This is a genomic window from Streptomyces sp. NPDC002809 (assembly GCF_040295435.1).
In the GTDB taxonomy this organism is placed as follows: Bacteria; Actinomycetota; Actinomycetes; order Streptomycetales; family Streptomycetaceae; genus Streptomyces.
In genome coordinates, this window is sequence record NZ_JBEOVJ010000042.1 from 38,413 (window position 1) to 53,647 (window position 15,235).

Consider the following 15,235-nt stretch of genomic DNA (forward strand, 5'->3'; position numbering starts at 1 on the left):
CGCCCCTTTCGCCCCCACCGCGGCCCCTGACAGTCCCCTTTTCCGGGCGTGAAGTACGGATTGCGGTCCCGTGCTTCACGCCCTTTCGCGCGCCTGGCCCACGGGGCTGCCCGGTTCCGGCCCCAAGGGCCGGACGGGCCGGGTCGCCCCGCCCGACGGCCTGAGGGTCGCCCTGCGGGCGCCCCGGCGCGATCAAGCCCGTCCGACGATTGCGGACACCCCGTCCGGGCACAACGAAGCGGCCCCCACCCCCGGTTCAGCGGGAAGGCGGGGGCCGCAGGGCCGACGGGTCAGGCCCGCACGAACGGGCGGATCGCCGTCGGCGCGTGGCCCGGCTCCGACGCGACGTCCTCGAACTCGTTGACCGACGCGATGTCCGTACCGCTCATCGAGATGTTCGTGATCCGCTCCAGGATCGCCTCGACCACCACCGGCACACGGAACTCCGCAGCCAGCTTCTTGGCCTCCTCGAAGGCCGGCAGCAACCGGTCCGGCTCGGTGACCCGGATCGCCTTGCAGCCCAGCCCCTCGACGACCTTGACGTGGTCCACGCCGTAGGCGCCGAGCTCCGGCGAGTTGATGTTCTCGAACTCCAGGTTGACCTGGAAGTCGATGTCGAAGTTGCGCTGTGCCTGGCGGATCAGCCCCAGATAGGAGTTGTTCACCAGGACGTGCACGTACGGGATGCGGTGCTGCGCGCCGACGGCGAGCTCTTCCAGCATGAAATGGAAGTCGTAGTCGCCGGAGAGCGCGACGACAGAGCCCTCGGGGTCGGCCGTCGCGACGCCCAGGGCGGCCGGGATGGTCCAGCCGAGCGGGCCCGCCTGGCCGCAGTTGATCCAGTGGCGTGGCCGGTGGACGTGCAGCAGCTGCGCGCCCGCGATCTGGGAGAGGCCGATCGTGGTGACGTACCGGGTCTCCGGACCGAAGGCCCGGTTCATCTCCTCGTACACCCGCTGCGGCTTCAGCGGCACGTTGTCGAAGTGCGTACGCCGCTGCAGCTGCGCCCGGCGCTCCTGCGTGGAGGCCGCCCACCCCGAGCGGTCCTTCAGCTTGCCGGCCGCCTTCAGCTCGCGTGCCACCTCGACGAACAGCCCGAGCGCTGCCTTGGCGTCGGAGGCGATGCCCAGGTCGGGGGCGAAGATCCTGCCCAGCTGGGTGGGCTCGATGTCGACGTGGACGAACTTCCGGCCCCGGGTGTAGACGTCCAGCTTGCCGGTGTGCCGGTTGGCCCAGCGGTTGCCGATGCCGAGGACGAAGTCGGACTCCAGGAAGTTCGCGTTGCCGTAGCGGTGCGAGGTCTGGAGGCCCACCATGCCGGCGTTGAGCTCGTGGTCGTCGGCGAGAACGCCCCAGCCCATCAGGGTCGGGACGACCGGGACGCCGGTCAGCTCGGCGAACTCCACCAGGAGTTCCGACGCGTCTGCGTTGATGATGCCGCCGCCCGCGACGAGCAGCGGTCGCTCGGAGTCGTTCAGCATCTCCAGCGCGCGCTCGATCTGCTTGCGGCTCGCGGCGGGCTTGTGCACCGGCAGCGGCTCGTACAGCTCGGGGTCGAACTCGATCTCGGTGAGCTGCACGTCGATCGGCAGGTCGATGAGGACCGGGCCGGGACGGCCGGTGCGCATCAGGTGGAAGGCCTGCTGGAAGACGCCGGGGACCTGTGCGGCCTCCAGGACGGTGGTGGCGGCCTTGGTGACCGGCCCCGCGATCGACGCGATGTCGACCGCCTGGAAGTCCTCCTTGTGAAGCACGGCGGTCGGGGCCTGGCCGGTGATGCACAGGATCGGGATCGAGTCCGCGACGGCGGAGTAGAGGCCGGTGATCATGTCGGTGCCGGCCGGCCCCGACGTTCCGATGCAGACGCCGATGTTCCCCGGGCGGGCCCGGGTGTAGCCCTCCGCCATGTGGGAGGCGCCCTCGACGTGGCGGGCGAGCGTGTGATGAACCCCGCCGGAGGCCTTGAGGGCCGCGTAGAAGGGGTTGATCGCCGCGCCCGGCACACCGAACGCGTTGCTGACACCTTCGCGCTTGAGGATCTCAACTGCCGCTCGGGCAGCGGTCATTCGAGGCATTGAGTGCTCCTGCTCGGACCTGGGTGGAGTCGGGCTCTGTCGCGCCACCTGAGAGCACCAATTCCGTATTACGGAAGTTTGATTCTGCGATACGGAAGCAAATCTAAAGTGCACCTGGACAGCCGTCAAGAGAGGGGGCGCGGGGCACCACAAGCACGGACGGGCCCCGCGAAGTACCCCAAGTCCCTCCCCCGGGCCTCGCTCTTGGTGGAGCATGGGGGTACGGAGCGGAGCCGGCCCGTATTCAGGGGCCGGCCGCATGCCCGTGGGCCGGAATCGGTGGCCGGAAGGAGTCCCAGGGTGGAATCAGTGCCGGTACGGTGCCCGGCCTGCCGTCGCGACCACGCGTACGTCGCCCCTGTCTACCCGTGTCCCTGCGGCGCGCCGACCACCCCGCCCCTGCTGCGCGGCGCCCCCGTCACCCAGATCACCCATCGCACCTGGAACGACGACTGGGTGACGGTGCGCTGCCGTAGCTGCGGCCGGCACGACCAGTGGCCGCAGCCCGAGCTGTGCTGCCCGTGCGGGGCCGTGCTGCGCGTCCCGGTCCGGCCGGTGGCGGCTCCCGGCCGCGCGGGCGGCGCGTCCTCCCGGTCCGTGCGGCCGTCGCACATACCGCTGCCGCGTACGGCTCCGGAACCGCGGCCCGCCTTCCGGCCGCTGACGATCCGTACCGCACGTGACGCGGTCGGCGCCGCCGCGCTGTACCTGAAGTGGCTGGGCTACCGCGATGTCGTGCAGCCCGCCGAACGCCCGGCGTCCCGGATCGATCTGAGGGCGGCCGGACTGATCGCCCAGGTCGACTCCACCACCAGGCCGACCGCCCTGCGCGACGTCGAATGCCTGTGGCTCAACGCGCTCAGCACCTCGGTGTCGAGCGTGTTCTTCTCGCTCGCGGGGTACGCGCCGGACGCCAGGGAGCGCGCGGACGGCCTGGGCATCCCGCTGTTCGTCATGGACCTCACCGGGACCCCGCAACCGGTGAACAGCCCGGCGGACGAACTGCTCAGCACCGGCGCCTGAGTCCGGCACCCCACCTCCCGGACAGGCGTCACGCGCCATACTGAACCATGCGTATCCGTCTCGCCCGCCGCTCCGATCTTCCGCTTCTTCAGGCCATCGAGCGCGCCGCGGGTGAACCCTTCCGCACCCTCGGTATGTCCCGTGTGGCCGACGACGACCCTCCGCCCCTGGAGCTGCTGCACGGCTACCACCGGGCCGGCCGCGCCTGGGTGACGACGGGCCCCGACGACCGGCCCCTCGGCTATCTCATCGCCGACGAGGTCGACGGCTCCGCCCATGTCGAGCAGGTCTCCGTTCATCCGGCGGCGGCCCGTCGCGGCCTGGGCGGCGCGCTGATCGACCACGTCGCCGGCTGGGCGGCGACCGGCGGCCTGCGGGCGCTGACCCTGACGACCTTCTCCCACGTGCCGTGGAACGCGCCGTACTACGTCCGGCTCGGCTTCCGCGTCCTGACGGAGTCCGACCTCACCGACGGGCTGAGAAAGATTCGCGCCGAGGAGGCGGAACACGGCCTCGACCGGTGGCCGCGGGTCTGCATGCGGCGCGACGTGCCGCACCTCACAGAAACCGTCCGGCCACAGTGAGTGCTATCGGTCACGTTCGAGCCAGGGGCCACAGATGTTCGGTCTGTTGTCAGTGACGGGCCCTAGAGTGGTGCGCATGGTCTTAACTCCACGGCTTTCTCCACCCGCGACACCCGCGACACCCGCGACGACGTCAACACCCTCGACACCGTCGCGCAGCACCCTTCCCGCACAGCCGTCCCACCCCGCCGCCGTCGAGGCGAACGAGGCGATCCGCGCGCTCGTGGACGCGCGGGCCGGCCAGGACTGGTCCCCCGTGGAGTCCGCGGCCTACGAGGTACTCCTGATCGAATGGGCGGCCGCGACCCAGGACGCCACCGGCGACATCATCGAAGCCGCCTGACGGCGCCCCGGCGCCCGTCCCCTGCGCTCGTTCCTTCGCCTACCTGCCGTAGTCCTCCCGCAGTTCGATCTTCCGGACCTTCCCGCTGACCGTCATCGGGAAGGCCTCCATGATCCGGAGCAGTCGCGGGACCTTGTAGTGCGCCAGCTGCTCGTGACAGAAGGCGCTGATCTCCTCCAGGCTCGGCGGGTCGCCCGGGTCGGCGGGAATGACGCAGGCCAGGATCTCCTCGCCGTACCGTGCGTCGGCGACACCCACCACCTGCACATCGGCGACCTTGGGGTGGCGGTAGAGGAACTCCTCGATCTCCCGCGGATAGACGTTCTCGCCGCCCCGGATGATCACGTCCTTGATCCGGCCGACAATCTGTACGTAGCCGTCCTCGCGCATCACCGCGAGGTCCCCGGTGTGCATCCAGCGCCCCGCGTCGATCGCCTCCGCGGTCCGCTCGGGCTGCTCCCAGTAGCCGAGCATCACGCTGTAGCCGCGGGTGCACAGCTCGCCCGACACACCGCGCTCCAGCGTCACACCGGTCGCGGGATCGACGACCTTGACCTCGATGTGCGGCATGACGCGGCCGACCGTGCCGGTGCGGCGCTCCAGGTCGTCGTCGCGGCGGGTCTGGGTGGAGACCGGGGAGGTCTCCGTCATGCCGTAACAGATGGACACCTCGTCCATGTGCATCTCGGCGACGACCCGCTTCATCACCTCGACCGGGCAGGGTGATCCGGCCATGATCCCGGTACGCAACGAGGAGAGGTCGTACGAGGCGAAATCGGGGAGGTCCAGTTCCGCGATGAACATGGTGGGGACGCCGTACAGCGAGGTGCAGTGCTCGTCCTGGACGGCGGCGAGGACGGCCGCGGGGTCGAACGCGGGGGCCGGGATCACGATGCAGGCGCCGTGCGAGGTGATGCCGAGGTTTCCCATGACCATACCGAAGCAGTGGTAGAAGGGCACCGGCAGACAGACCCGGTCCTGTTCCGTGTACGCGACCAGCTCGCCCACGAAGTAGCCGTTGTTGAGGATGTTGTGGTGGGAGAGGGTGGCCCCCTTGGGGAAGCCGGTGGTGCCCGAGGTGTACTGGATGTTGATCGGGTCGTCGCAGGACAACCCGGCCTCACGGGCCGCCAGTTGTCCTGCGGTCACCGATCCGGCGACGGCGAGCAGCTCGTCCCACGAGCGGTCGCCGATGTAGTGCACGGCGCGCAGGTCGGGGCAGTCCGCCCGGACCTCGGCGACCAGGGCACGGTAGTCGCTGGTGCGGTGCGCGAGCGAGGCGACCAGGAGGGAGATCCCGGCCTGCTTCAGCACGTACTCCAGCTCGTGCGCCCGGTACGCGGGGTTGATGTTGACCATGACGGCGCCGATGCGGGCGGTCGCGTACTGGACGAGCACCCACTCCGGGCAGTTGATCGCCCAGATGCCGACCCGGTCCCCCTGGGCCACGCCGGAGGCCATCAGGGCACGGGCCAGCTCGTCGACGGCCGCGCCGAACTCGCCGTACGTCCAGCGCCGCCCGGACGGTACGTCGACGAGCGCCTCACGGTCCGGGTACGCCTCGATCGCCCGGTCGAGATTGCGTCCGATGGTGTCGCCGAGCAGGGGGGTGGCGCCGGTGCCGTGGGCGTAGGAAGGCTCCGTCATGTCAGGTCCCCCTCGCTGTACTCCGTCCCCGTGCCCTGGGCGGTGCGCTCGCGCAGCTCGATGCGGCGGATCTTCCCCGAGACGGTCTTCGGCAGCTCCGCGAACTCCAGCCGGCGGAGGCGCTTGTACGGGGCGAGCACCGCCCGGGAGTGGGCGAAGAGCACCTTGGCGGTGTCCGGTCCGGGCTCCCAGCCCTCGGCGAGCACGACGTACGCCTTCGGGACGGCGAGCCGCACCGGGTCGGGTGCCGGCACGACCGCGGCCTCGGCGACGGCCTCGTGCTCCAGCAGGGCGCTCTCCAGCTCGAACGGGGAGATCTTGTAGTCGGAGGCCTTGAAGACGTCGTCGGCGCGGCCGACGTACGTGATGTAGCCGTCGGCGTCGCGGGAACCGATGTCACCGGTGCGGTAGTAGCCGCCCGCCATGGCTTCGGCGGTGCGGTCCGGGTCGCCGTGGTAGCCGGTCATCAGGCCGACCGGGTGGCCGGACAGGTCGAGCGAGATCTCGCCCTCGACCGCGCCGGGTTCACCGCTGACCGGGTCGAGGAGGACGACCTTGAAGCCGGGACTCGGGCGTCCCATCGACCCTGCCTTCAGGACCTGACCGGGGGTGTTGGCGACCTGGACGGCGGTCTCGGTCTGGCCGAAGCCGTCGCGGATGGTGACGCCCCACGCGCGCCGGACCGTTTCGATGACCTCGGGGTTCAGCGGCTCGCCCGCCGCGACGACCTCGCGCGGCGGGGTCGTCAGCTGGGAGAGGTCGGCCTGGATGAGCATGCGCCAGACGGTGGGCGGGGCGCAGAAGCTGGTGACGCCCGAGCGGTCCATCTCGGCCATCAGCCGGCCGGCGTCGAAGCGGGTGTAGTTGAAGATGAAGACGGTCGCCTCGGCGCTCCACGGGGCGAAGAGATTGGACCAGGCGTGCTTGGCCCAGCCGGGCGAGGAGATGTTGAGGTGGACGTCGCCGGGCTTGAGCCCGATCCAGTACATCGTCGACAAGTGGCCCACGGGGTAGGAGACATGGGTGTGCTCGACGAGTTTGGGGCTGGCGGTGGTGCCCGAGGTGAAGTAGAGCATCAGCGGTTCGTCGGCGTCGGTCTCCCGGTCGGCCGTGAAGGTGTCCGGCTGCTCGTCGGCCCCGGTGTAGGAGATCCAGCCCTCGGTGTCGGCACCCACGGAGATCCGGGTGTAGTCGCCGGGCACCTCGTCGAACTTGCCGGTGTCGGCGTCCCGGACCAGGACGTGTCGCACCCGGCCGCGCTCGACCCGGTCGCGCAGGTCGACGGGGCCCAGCAGCGGCGTCGCGGGGATGACGACGGCGCGCAGCTTCATCGCGGCGAGCGCGGTCTCCCACAGCTCGGCCTGGTTGCCGAGCATGACGAGGATGCGGTCGCCCTCCCGTACGCCCTGGGCGCGCAGCCAGTTCGCGGCCTGGTTGGAGCGGGCGGACATCCGGGCGAAGGACATCTCGGTGCGTCCGCCGTCCTCCTCCACGATGTGCAGGGCGGTGCGGTCGTTGTTCTCGGCGATGACGTCGAACCAGTCGAGCGCCCAGTTGAAGTGGTCGCTCCGGGGCCAGCTGAAGCCCTCGTAGGCCGCGGTGTAGTCCTCGCGGTGGCGAAGCAGAAAGTCCCGGGCGGCCCGGAACGTCTCCGTCGCACTGGTTGCCGACATGTGTCCTCCTCGTTGCGGACCGGACCGGTCACCTGGAGTGTCCGGCGGTTGGGGGCGGCGTCACGGGGCCGGTCACGCGCATCTGCGGCGTTGTCGTCGATCACCGTGGCTCCGCCACGGCTCAATCCTCCGCCTTGCAGCTGCACGCGCCCATCCCGCTCCTTCACCCACCCCCCGATCACCGGACGCTCCTGACATCATGTAAACAGTGACCCAGGTCTCACCACCCCCGAACGGGGGTGCTGTGGGGAACACCGTGTTCCCCGGAGCCGGGCGGAGAGGCGTCAGCGTGCCGGAATCGGTCGATGCGGTCGAGATGCAAGCGGCGCTGCTGCGGCTGCGCCGGACGAGCGGGCTGCCCGTGGCCTTCGGCGGGCTGCTCTCCGACACCCGCCACGCCAGGATCGCCGAGCTGAACGGGGCGCAGACCACGGCCCTGCGCGGGCTCATGATCTCGGCCGGCAGCGGTCTCGGCGGGAAGGCGATCGCCCTGTCGCGGCCGTGCGCGGTGACCGATTACCACTCCTCGCGCCACATCAGCCACGAGTACGACACGGCGGTCGCCGCGGAGGGTCTGCGCTCGGTGGTCGCCGTGCCCGTCGTCGTACGCCGCAAGGTGCGGGGGGTGCTGTACGGGGCGCTGCGCGAGCCCCTCACGCTCGGGGACCGTACGTTCGACGCGGCGGCCTCGGCGGCCCGCGACGTGGAACAGGCACTGGCCGTCCGGGACGAGGTGCAGCAGTTGCTCGCCGTGACCCGGGAGGAGGTCACCGACCCCCGGGCCGTGCCCGGGGCGTGGGAGGACGTCCGGGAGGCGCACCGCGAGCTGCGAGCTCTCGCGCCGAAGGTCGTCGACCCGGCGCTGCGCGACGAACTGCTCGCGGTGTGCGGGCGGCTCGCCGCGGCGACGGGTGCCCGGGCACCCGCGGCGCGCGGGTTCCAGCTGGCACCGCGCGAGGTGGACGTGCTCGCCTGCGTCGCCTCGGGTGCCACGAACGCGGTGGCGGCGGACCGGCTCGGGCTGCGGCCTGAGACGGTGAAGGGCTATCTGCGCTCGGCCATGCGGAAACTGGGCGCGCATACCCGGCTGGAGGCGGTCGTCGCGGCCCGGCGGGCCGGACTGCTCCCGTAGGTTCGGTGCCGGTCGCCGGCGCTCCGGTGCCGGGCGCGCTGTGAAGGCTCGGCGCGCCTCGTCGGCGCGGAGCCGGTTCGCCCGCTCGGCCCCGACGGCTGTCGATGACCGGCGGGGCGTGCGGCTTCGCGACGACCGGCCTCGGCGCGACGGCCACGGGTCCACGGGCACCGGGTCACGGGCAACGCGGACTGGGGACTTCGGTCCGGATCAGTTCGGATCAGATCTGATCCGGTCCGGTCCGGTCCGACGCGGCACGGTCCGGTCCGACGCGGCACGGTCCCGTCCGATCGGGCACGGTCCGGGCTGCCCGACAGGCCGCACGGCACCGCACCGCAGCACGAGCGCCGCGAGCCTTGTCGCTGCCGGGAGCGCCCCGTTCACCTGTCGAAGTCGATGAACGAGGCGAACCTGACGTCGTGGCCGTTGCCGTCGGTGGCCGCCTTCGTCATCACGGCGAGTACGGCCACGGCCTCGTCCGTGACGGCGTCCCGCTCGGCCGCGGTGAACGGGCGCAGCTCCTGCACGGTGACGGTCGCCGGCGCACCGCTCCCGCCTGCCTCCAGCCGCCAGATCGCGGCGAGGAATCCGTCGACCAGCAAGCTGCCGTATGCCTGGTTCCCCACCCCGTTGCGCCCCTTGAAACGGGGCGGGATGACGCGGGACCGGTCCGCGTGGCCGAGCAGGACGTTGTCGAACTCGGGCAGGAAGCGCGGCGGGGCGGGGGTGTCCTCGTCGGGGCGCGGGGCGTCGGGCAGGTCGAAGAGTTCGATGCCGTTCTCGTCCCGGAAGGTGACCAGCTCCGGGCGGAGCCGTTCGAAGACCTCGCGCATCCGGGTCAGTCCGGCCCACGACTGCATGTCCTTGACGGACGCGGGTCCGAAGGCTGCGAGATAGCGCAGCACGGTGGCGTCCGGCGCCGGCACCGGTTCGGAGGGCCTGCCGAGCCAGTGCTCCGCGGTGGTCAGTGCGACCCGGCCGCTCTTTCCCCACACCCCGCGCGGGGTGATCTGAACGAGCGGCAGCAAACAGCGGGCGGCCGTGCTCAGCGCCTGCGGGTCCGCGTCGGGCCACTCGACGAGCAGCTTTTCGCGGATCTCCTTCGGGGTACGGGGCGCCTCCTCGACGTACGCCCTGCTGAGGTCGCGGAGCCGGTCCAGGTCCACTCCCACGAGCCCCTTGCGGAAGATCCTGAGCTCCCGGTCGCGGGCCTCCTGCACGAGCGGACGCAGAGTCAGGGCGTCTTCGGCCGTGTGGGTGTGGATGGTGGAGCGCAGGGTGACCATACGGACGACCTCGCGCGACTCCATCAGCTCGGCGAGCTCGGCGGGCTCGAAACCCTCCAGCCGGGCGAGGAGCTGGTAGTACGGCGGCCCGGTGTTCTGCGCCTGGAGGCCGACGAGGTGGCGCACGGCGTCCGCGGCGCTCATCTCGGCGCGGCGGAGCAGGAGTTGGCGCTCCAGGGTCGCGCGCCCCAGCGCCCGCGGTGAGAGCACGGCGGGCGGGACGGCGGCGGCAGAGGTCTTCTTCTTCACGGCCATGAACGGCACCGTACGCGGCCATGCGGTCAGGTTCGGTCCTGATGGAGGAAGGCAGCCGCTGGGGAACATGACGTATTCCGCCATGCCGACCGGCGGCGGGACCCCGGAATGCACGCCCGGCACCCGCATCATGGACCGGTGATCAGCGTCCTGTTCGCCATCCTCACCGCGCTCAGCAACGGCACGGCCTCCGTCCTCCAGCGCCGCGCCGCCCTCACCGTCCCCGACAGCAAGGCGATACACCTGTCGCTGATCGGCCATCTGCTGCGCCAGAAAGTATGGTTGGCCGGCATCGGCCTGGTGATCGTCGCGGCCGTGTGCCAGGCCGTGGCGCTGGCCACCGGGCCGATCGCGGTGGTGCAGCCGATCTTCGTCATCGAGCTGCCTGCGACACTCCTGATGGCCGGCTTCGTGATGCGGGTGAGGCTGCCGCGGCCGGTGTGGTTCGGAGTGGCCGCCGTGACGTCCGGTCTGGCCCTCGGCATGGCGTCGGCCGCTCCGGAAGGGGGCAGTGCCACGGTTCACGGGGCGGCGTGGGTTCCGGCCCTGATCCTGACGGGCCTGTTCGAGGCGGCTCTGATCGGAGGCGCCCTGGCGACCCGTGGCAATCCCCGGGCGGCGCTGCTGGGCCTGGCCGCCGCCTGCGCGTACGCGCTCACCGCCGCCCTGATGAAGGACGCCATGGCCCGGCTCGACGACGGCGGGGCGGCCGCGTTCTTCTCGTCGTGGCAGCTCTACGCCACCGCCGCGGCGGGCGTCGGCGCGCTGTTCCTCCTCCAGAACGCACTGCAGGCGGGCACACTCGTCGCGGTCCAGCCGTGCCTGACCCTGGGTGACGCCTTGATCAGCATCCTGTACGGGGTGACCCTGTTCGGCGAGGAGCTGCGCACCGGCTGGTGGCTGCTCCCGGAGCTGCTGGCGCTCTGCCTGATCGCCGTGGGTTGCGTGGAACTGGCGCGATCACCGCTGGCCTCCGGGAACGCGGCGCCCCCGGCCCGTACGCGGCGGGTCGAGTGAACGCCGCGTACACGTCGGGCCGGGGCGCTCGCGCCGTGCGGCCTGCTGCCGGCTACCCGCTACCGGCTACCGGCTACTTGCTGACCGCGAAGCGCATCAGTGCCTGCTCGTCGCCCTGCTTGATCTTCCCCGTCTCGTTGATCACCTCAAGCTTCCAGCTCCCGCCGACGCGGAACGCCTTGGCCACGGCGCAGCCGTTGTCGTTGCTGAGCAGGCTCGGCCAGATGTCCGCGACCTGCTGCGTGGTGCCACCCGTCGCGTCGTACACCTTGAAGCTGATGTTGCGCGCGCTCTGGAAGGAGCTGTGCTTCTTGTACGCGGCGGCGATGAAGACGACGGACGTGATGTTGCCCGGCACCCGGGCGAAGTCGACGGTCACGGTCTCGTCGTCACCGTCACCGTGCCCCGTCTGGTTGTCGCCGCTGTGAGCCAGCGAACCGTTGCCCAGCGGGTCGAGGGAGTCGAGGCCGGCCAGACGTACGGGCTCCGTGCCCTGCATCGCGATGGCGATCAGGTCGAGGTCGGTGCCCTTCTTCTGGCGAAGCTTCCCCATCAGGCCGCCACTGGCGCCGACGGTGGGGTCCCATGACACCCCGATGGACAGGTGGGTCACCCCGTCCAGATCCGCCGGGCCGTCTTCCTTCTTCAACGTGATCATGCGTGATCCTCTTCGTGGCGAGATTCCTACAGGTCGAGTGTGCCTGGTGTCCCCCGGATGCAGCCCACCAGGGGCAAAATTTCGACCAAGTGTTGGACGGCTCAAGACGAATTGTCCTGCGTCGGCACGATGTGGTCGGACGTGTCTGCGTGATATGGATCCGCGACCTCCACCACGCCCCGGGCGCACAGCCCCTCGATCTCCGGGGCACTGCGGCCCAGCTCGGCGAGGATCCGCCCGGTGTCCCGGCCCGCCGCCGGGACCGGGTCCATCCGCGGACCGACCCCGCCGAGATCCACCGGCGGCAGGAGTGCCTGCACGGGGCCGGGGGCGCCGGGCACGGAGATGTCGCGCCAGCGGTCGCGCTCCGTGAGTGCGGGGTGGTCGAGGAACTCCGCGACGGAGTTCACGCCGGCGTTGGCGATGGCCGCCCGGTCCAGGAGCTCCATGGCGTCCTCGCTGCCGAGGTCCGCGAACCGTGCGGCGACGATGGCGTTGAGCTCCTCGCGGTGGGCGACCCGGTCCGGGCCTGTGGCGAACCGGGGGTCGTCGACGAGCGCGGGCAGACCGAGCACGGTGACGCACAGGGCGTCCCACTCCCGCTCGTTCTGGATGGAGAGCATCACGTCCTTCCCGTCGGCGGCGGTGAAGGGGCCGTACGGTGCGATCGTGGCGTGCTGGGCGCCGATCCGTGGCGGCTGGGTACCGCCGTAGCGCGTGTAGTACGCGGGCTGGCTCATCCACTCGGCGAGAGCGTCGAAGAGGGAGACCTCGACCGTGAGGGCCCGGCCGGTGGTGGCCCGGGTGAACAGGGCGGACAGGATGCCGCTGTAGGCGTACATGCCTCCGGCGATGTCCGCGACGGAGATGCCCGAGCGCGCCGGTTCGTCGGGCGAGCCCGTGATCGACAGCAGACCGGTCTGGCACTGCACCAGAAGGTCGTACGCCTTGCGTCCGGACCACGATCCGCTCGTGCCGTAGCCGCTGACCGTGCAGGTGATGAGGGAGGGGTACCTGGCCTGGAGGGCGGCCGGGCCGAAGCCCATCCGGTCCGCCGCACCGGGGGCGAGATTCTGCACGAACACATCGGCCCGGGCGATGAGTTCATGGAGGATCTCGCGGCCCTCGGGTTCTTTGAGGTCCAGGGTGAGAGATTCCTTGGAGCGGTTGAGCCAGACGAAATAGCTGGCCTGGCCGTGCACGGTGGTGTCGTAGCGGCGGGCGAAGTCGCCGCCGCCGCGGCGCTCGACCTTGATGACGCGGGCGCCGAGGTCGGCCAGCTGACGGGTGGCGAAGGGCGCCGCGACGGCCTGTTCCAGGCTGACGACGGTGATGCCCGCGAGCGGGAGCGGAAGCGGTTCGGTCATGCCCCCATACTCCCGGGGCGGTCACCGCGGGAGCGGGGAGCCCGGCGGCTCAGGCGCTCGGTTCCGGCACCACCAGCGGCGTGCCGAGGAGCTGGTGCCCGCCGCTGGCGAGCATGCGCACCTCTCCGCGCTCGCTGATCTCCGCGCGGACGATACCGGTCTCGTCCTCGTAGACCGGGTATCCGCCCGCCCCGGACTGTGCGGTCCGCCGGACGATCACCGTGTCGTCCTCGACGGCCGACGACTGAAACACCAGCTGATAGCTCTCCGGATAATCCATGACGGCCTCTCCAGGACGGCCTTCGGACGGACTGTGCGGACCGGCCCTCGCGGGGGGACTCCGATTGTGCGGGCGTACGTGTTTCCCGCCTGCACCTTCCATGGTCCCGCACACCGGCGCTCCCCGCACCGTGCACGCCCGCACGGTGCGGGCCCAGGCCCTGGCCGCCTATCCTGAAGAGGTATGGGAAGTTTGAAGGCAATCGGGTAGATATGCCCCCTTGCTCCCGCGTCGTACGGCAGGCATGACCGGGATCCCCGAATCGGAAAGGGAATCGTCATGGAAGGTGCCGACCGGGGCGACGATGTGTACCAGCCCCAGCAGCCGGAGGCCGCCGACCCCGTCGAGCAGCTCGACACGGCGGACACCCTCGACAACCGGCAGCTCGCCGATGTCCTGGACGAGGGGTACTCGCCTCCCGAGCGCCCGTGGGCCGTGGAGGACCGGGGCACCACCGGGTCCGAGCAGCTCAGCGGGGAGACGCTGGACGGCCGGCTGGCCCGGGAGCTGCCCGAGAACGGCGATCCGCCCGGAGACGGCGTGGGCGACGTGTCCGACGGGGACGGCGAGCCCTGGGATTCGGAGGTCGGGGACGTACGCGCCGGCCGGCTCACCCGGGAGCTGGACCTGAACGAACCGGACAGCATGGCGGGCGAGGACGTCGGGATCGACGGGGCGGCGGCGTCCGCCGAGGAGGCGGCCATGCACGTCATTCCGGACGGCCGGATGTAGAGGCGGGAGAGGCCCCGCCGCGGCCGGGTACCGCAGCACCTCGCACCCTCACCGCCACCGGGAACGGCAGCGCCTCGCGCCCCTCACCGCCACCGGCAGCGCCTCACACCCTCGCTCCCCGACACCGGGCGCCGCTGCGCCCCCGCCCCCTACGCCGTGCCACTTCAGAAGACCGCAGGACCTGCGGGAAACCGCGGGAAATTCGCAGGATCACTCCACCACCTGGGAGAGCCACATGCCGTACGTCACCGTCGGGCAGGAGAACTCCGCCGGCATCGAGCTGTACTACGAGGACCACGGGACCGGCAGGCCCGTCGTCCTCATCCACGGATTCCCGCTGAACGGTGCGTCGTGGGAGAAGCAGCTGCCGGTCCTGCTCGCGGCCGGGTACCGCGTCATCACCTACGACCGGCGTGGCTTCGGGCGGTCCGACCGGCCCACGGACGGTTACGACTACGACACCTTCGCGGCGGACCTGAACGCGGTGATGGAGAAGCTCGACCTCCGGGACGCCGTGCTGGTCGGGTTCTCCATGGGGACCGGCGAGGTCACCCGCTACCTCGGCAACCACGGCTCGCGCCGGGTCGGTCTGGCGGTGCTGGTGGCACCGATCCCGCCGTTCCTGCTGAAGACGGACGACAACCCGGCCGGCGTCGACCAGGGCGTCTTCGACGGCATCATGAGCGCCGTCGTGGCGGACCGGCCCGCCTATCTGACGGACTTCCTCGACGCCTTCAACAACACCGACGTGCTCGGCGGCACCCGGATCAGCGACCAGGCACTGCGCTCCCAGTGGACCGTGGCGGCCGGCGCGGCGGCCCACGCCACACTCGCGTGCGTACCCACGTGGCTGACGGACTTCCGTGACGACCTGCCGAAGAACGACGTGCCCACGCTCGTCGTGCAGGGCGACCAGGACCGCATCCTGCCGATCGACTCGACCGGCCGCAGACTGCCGGACCTCATCCGCGACAGCCGCCTCGTGGAGATCCCGGGCGGGCCGCACAACATCGGCTGGACCCACGCCGAGGAGCTCAACACCGCCCTCATGGGCTTCCTGGACGAGCACCGGCGGTGAGCGAGGCCGGGGGCCGCCACCGGCCTCGCTTACCCCGGAGGTAATCGACCCGCTCCGCCCCGTCGGACATCGTGTTCCTCACGAG

14 protein-coding genes are annotated in these 15,235 nt (G+C 71.0%); 7 read left to right on the forward strand and 7 right to left on the reverse strand.

Annotation, left to right across the window (positions count from 1 at the left end; translation table 11 throughout):
- Positions 1–290: 290 nt before the first annotated feature.
- The gene (gene gcl, locus ABT025_RS23700; protein ID WP_350997875.1) at positions 291–2,066 is read right to left on the reverse strand and encodes a glyoxylate carboligase; all 1,776 of its coding nucleotides are present in this window, start codon (positions 2,064–2,066) and stop codon (positions 291–293) included.
- Positions 2,067–2,375: 309 nt separating this feature from the next.
- Here gcl and ABT025_RS23705 point away from each other — a divergent pair, with 309 nt between their 5' ends.
- The 3 genes from ABT025_RS23705 (at position 2,376) to ABT025_RS23715 (ending at position 4,025) form a co-directional block, all read left to right on the forward strand.
- Positions 2,376–3,098, forward strand: coding sequence for a hypothetical protein (locus ABT025_RS23705; RefSeq protein WP_350997878.1), 723 nt, complete (start codon positions 2,376–2,378; stop codon positions 3,096–3,098).
- Positions 3,099–3,145: 47 nt separating this feature from the next.
- Entirely contained in the window at positions 3,146–3,682 is a 537-nt protein-coding gene (locus tag ABT025_RS23710) for a GNAT family N-acetyltransferase (RefSeq protein WP_350997881.1), read from the forward strand.
- A 76-nt stretch (positions 3,683–3,758) separates the two neighbouring features.
- Entirely contained in the window at positions 3,759–4,025 is a 267-nt protein-coding gene (locus ABT025_RS23715) for a hypothetical protein (protein WP_350997884.1), read from the forward strand.
- Between the two features lie 39 nt (positions 4,026–4,064).
- On the opposite strand, the gene ABT025_RS23720 is transcribed toward ABT025_RS23715, so the two are convergent.
- Both ABT025_RS23720 and ABT025_RS23725 read right to left on the reverse strand, forming a co-directional pair.
- Positions 4,065–5,672, reverse strand: coding sequence for an AMP-binding protein (locus ABT025_RS23720; protein ID WP_350997887.1), 1,608 nt, complete (start codon positions 5,670–5,672; stop codon positions 4,065–4,067).
- Positions 5,669–7,345 (reverse strand): AMP-binding protein, encoded by a 1,677-nt coding sequence (locus ABT025_RS23725; RefSeq protein WP_350997889.1) that lies wholly within the window; start codon positions 7,343–7,345, stop codon positions 5,669–5,671. The genes ABT025_RS23720 and ABT025_RS23725 overlap by 4 nt, the downstream gene beginning before the upstream one ends.
- A 289-nt stretch (positions 7,346–7,634) precedes the next feature.
- Here ABT025_RS23725 and ABT025_RS23730 point away from each other — a divergent pair, with 289 nt between their 5' ends.
- Complete coding sequence (locus ABT025_RS23730; protein ID WP_350997892.1) at positions 7,635–8,477, forward strand: response regulator transcription factor; 843 nt, start codon at positions 7,635–7,637, stop codon at positions 8,475–8,477.
- A 380-nt stretch (positions 8,478–8,857) separates the two neighbouring features.
- Here the strand turns inward: ABT025_RS23730 and ABT025_RS23735 are convergent, their stop codons facing one another.
- Complete coding sequence (locus ABT025_RS23735) at positions 8,858–10,018, reverse strand: winged helix DNA-binding domain-containing protein (protein ID WP_350997895.1); 1,161 nt, start codon at positions 10,016–10,018, stop codon at positions 8,858–8,860.
- A gap of 138 nt (positions 10,019–10,156) precedes the next feature.
- On the opposite strand from ABT025_RS23735, the gene ABT025_RS23740 reads away from it, so the two are divergent.
- Complete coding sequence (locus ABT025_RS23740) at positions 10,157–11,035, forward strand: DMT family transporter (protein WP_350997898.1); 879 nt, start codon at positions 10,157–10,159, stop codon at positions 11,033–11,035.
- Positions 11,036–11,108: 73 nt separating this feature from the next.
- Here ABT025_RS23740 and ABT025_RS23745 read toward each other — a convergent pair whose 3' ends face one another.
- The 3 genes from ABT025_RS23745 to ABT025_RS23755 all read right to left on the reverse strand — a co-directional run bounded on the left by ABT025_RS23745 (position 11,109) and on the right by ABT025_RS23755 (position 13,340).
- Positions 11,109–11,693 (reverse strand): TerD family protein, encoded by a 585-nt coding sequence (locus ABT025_RS23745; protein ID WP_350997901.1) that lies wholly within the window; start codon positions 11,691–11,693, stop codon positions 11,109–11,111.
- A 101-nt stretch (positions 11,694–11,794) separates the two neighbouring features.
- Positions 11,795–13,060, reverse strand: a complete 1,266-nt coding sequence (locus ABT025_RS23750) for a CaiB/BaiF CoA transferase family protein (RefSeq protein WP_350997904.1) — start codon at positions 13,058–13,060, stop codon at positions 11,795–11,797.
- A 49-nt stretch (positions 13,061–13,109) separates the two neighbouring features.
- The gene (locus ABT025_RS23755) at positions 13,110–13,340 is read right to left on the reverse strand and encodes a DUF6296 family protein (protein ID WP_350997907.1); all 231 of its coding nucleotides are present in this window, start codon (positions 13,338–13,340) and stop codon (positions 13,110–13,112) included.
- A 279-nt stretch (positions 13,341–13,619) separates the two neighbouring features.
- On the opposite strand from ABT025_RS23755, the gene ABT025_RS23760 reads away from it, so the two are divergent.
- Positions 13,620–14,072 carry a DUF5709 domain-containing protein gene (locus ABT025_RS23760; RefSeq protein WP_350997910.1) on the forward strand — a complete coding sequence of 151 codons (453 nt, stop codon included), beginning with the start codon at positions 13,620–13,622 and terminating at the stop codon, positions 14,070–14,072.
- 235 nt (positions 14,073–14,307) lie between these two features.
- Positions 14,308–15,150, forward strand: coding sequence for an alpha/beta fold hydrolase (locus tag ABT025_RS23765; protein ID WP_350997913.1), 843 nt, complete (start codon positions 14,308–14,310; stop codon positions 15,148–15,150).
- The last annotated feature ends 85 nt before the right edge of the window (positions 15,151–15,235 follow it).

What these genes read in the sequence shown, in the direction of transcription:
- gcl (WP_350997875.1), bottom strand. Translation starts at nt 2,066, where the DNA reads ATGACCGCTGCCCGAGCGGCAGTTGAGATCCTCAAGCGCGAAGGTGTC.
- ABT025_RS23710 (WP_350997881.1), top strand. Translation starts at nt 3,146, where the DNA reads ATGCGTATCCGTCTCGCCCGCCGCTCCGATCTTCCGCTTCTTCAGGCC.
- ABT025_RS23715 (WP_350997884.1), top strand. Translation starts at nt 3,759, where the DNA reads ATGGTCTTAACTCCACGGCTTTCTCCACCCGCGACACCCGCGACACCC.
- ABT025_RS23720 (WP_350997887.1), bottom strand. Translation starts at nt 5,672, where the DNA reads ATGACGGAGCCTTCCTACGCCCACGGCACCGGCGCCACCCCCCTGCTC.
- ABT025_RS23725 (WP_350997889.1), bottom strand. Translation starts at nt 7,345, where the DNA reads ATGTCGGCAACCAGTGCGACGGAGACGTTCCGGGCCGCCCGGGACTTT.
- ABT025_RS23735 (WP_350997895.1), bottom strand. Translation starts at nt 10,018, where the DNA reads ATGGCCGTGAAGAAGAAGACCTCTGCCGCCGCCGTCCCGCCCGCCGTG.
- ABT025_RS23745 (WP_350997901.1), bottom strand. Translation starts at nt 11,693, where the DNA reads ATGATCACGTTGAAGAAGGAAGACGGCCCGGCGGATCTGGACGGGGTG.
- ABT025_RS23750 (WP_350997904.1), bottom strand. Translation starts at nt 13,060, where the DNA reads ATGACCGAACCGCTTCCGCTCCCGCTCGCGGGCATCACCGTCGTCAGC.
- ABT025_RS23755 (WP_350997907.1), bottom strand. Translation starts at nt 13,340, where the DNA reads ATGGATTATCCGGAGAGCTATCAGCTGGTGTTTCAGTCGTCGGCCGTC.
- ABT025_RS23760 (WP_350997910.1), top strand. Translation starts at nt 13,620, where the DNA reads ATGGAAGGTGCCGACCGGGGCGACGATGTGTACCAGCCCCAGCAGCCG.
- ABT025_RS23765 (WP_350997913.1), top strand. Translation starts at nt 14,308, where the DNA reads ATGCCGTACGTCACCGTCGGGCAGGAGAACTCCGCCGGCATCGAGCTG.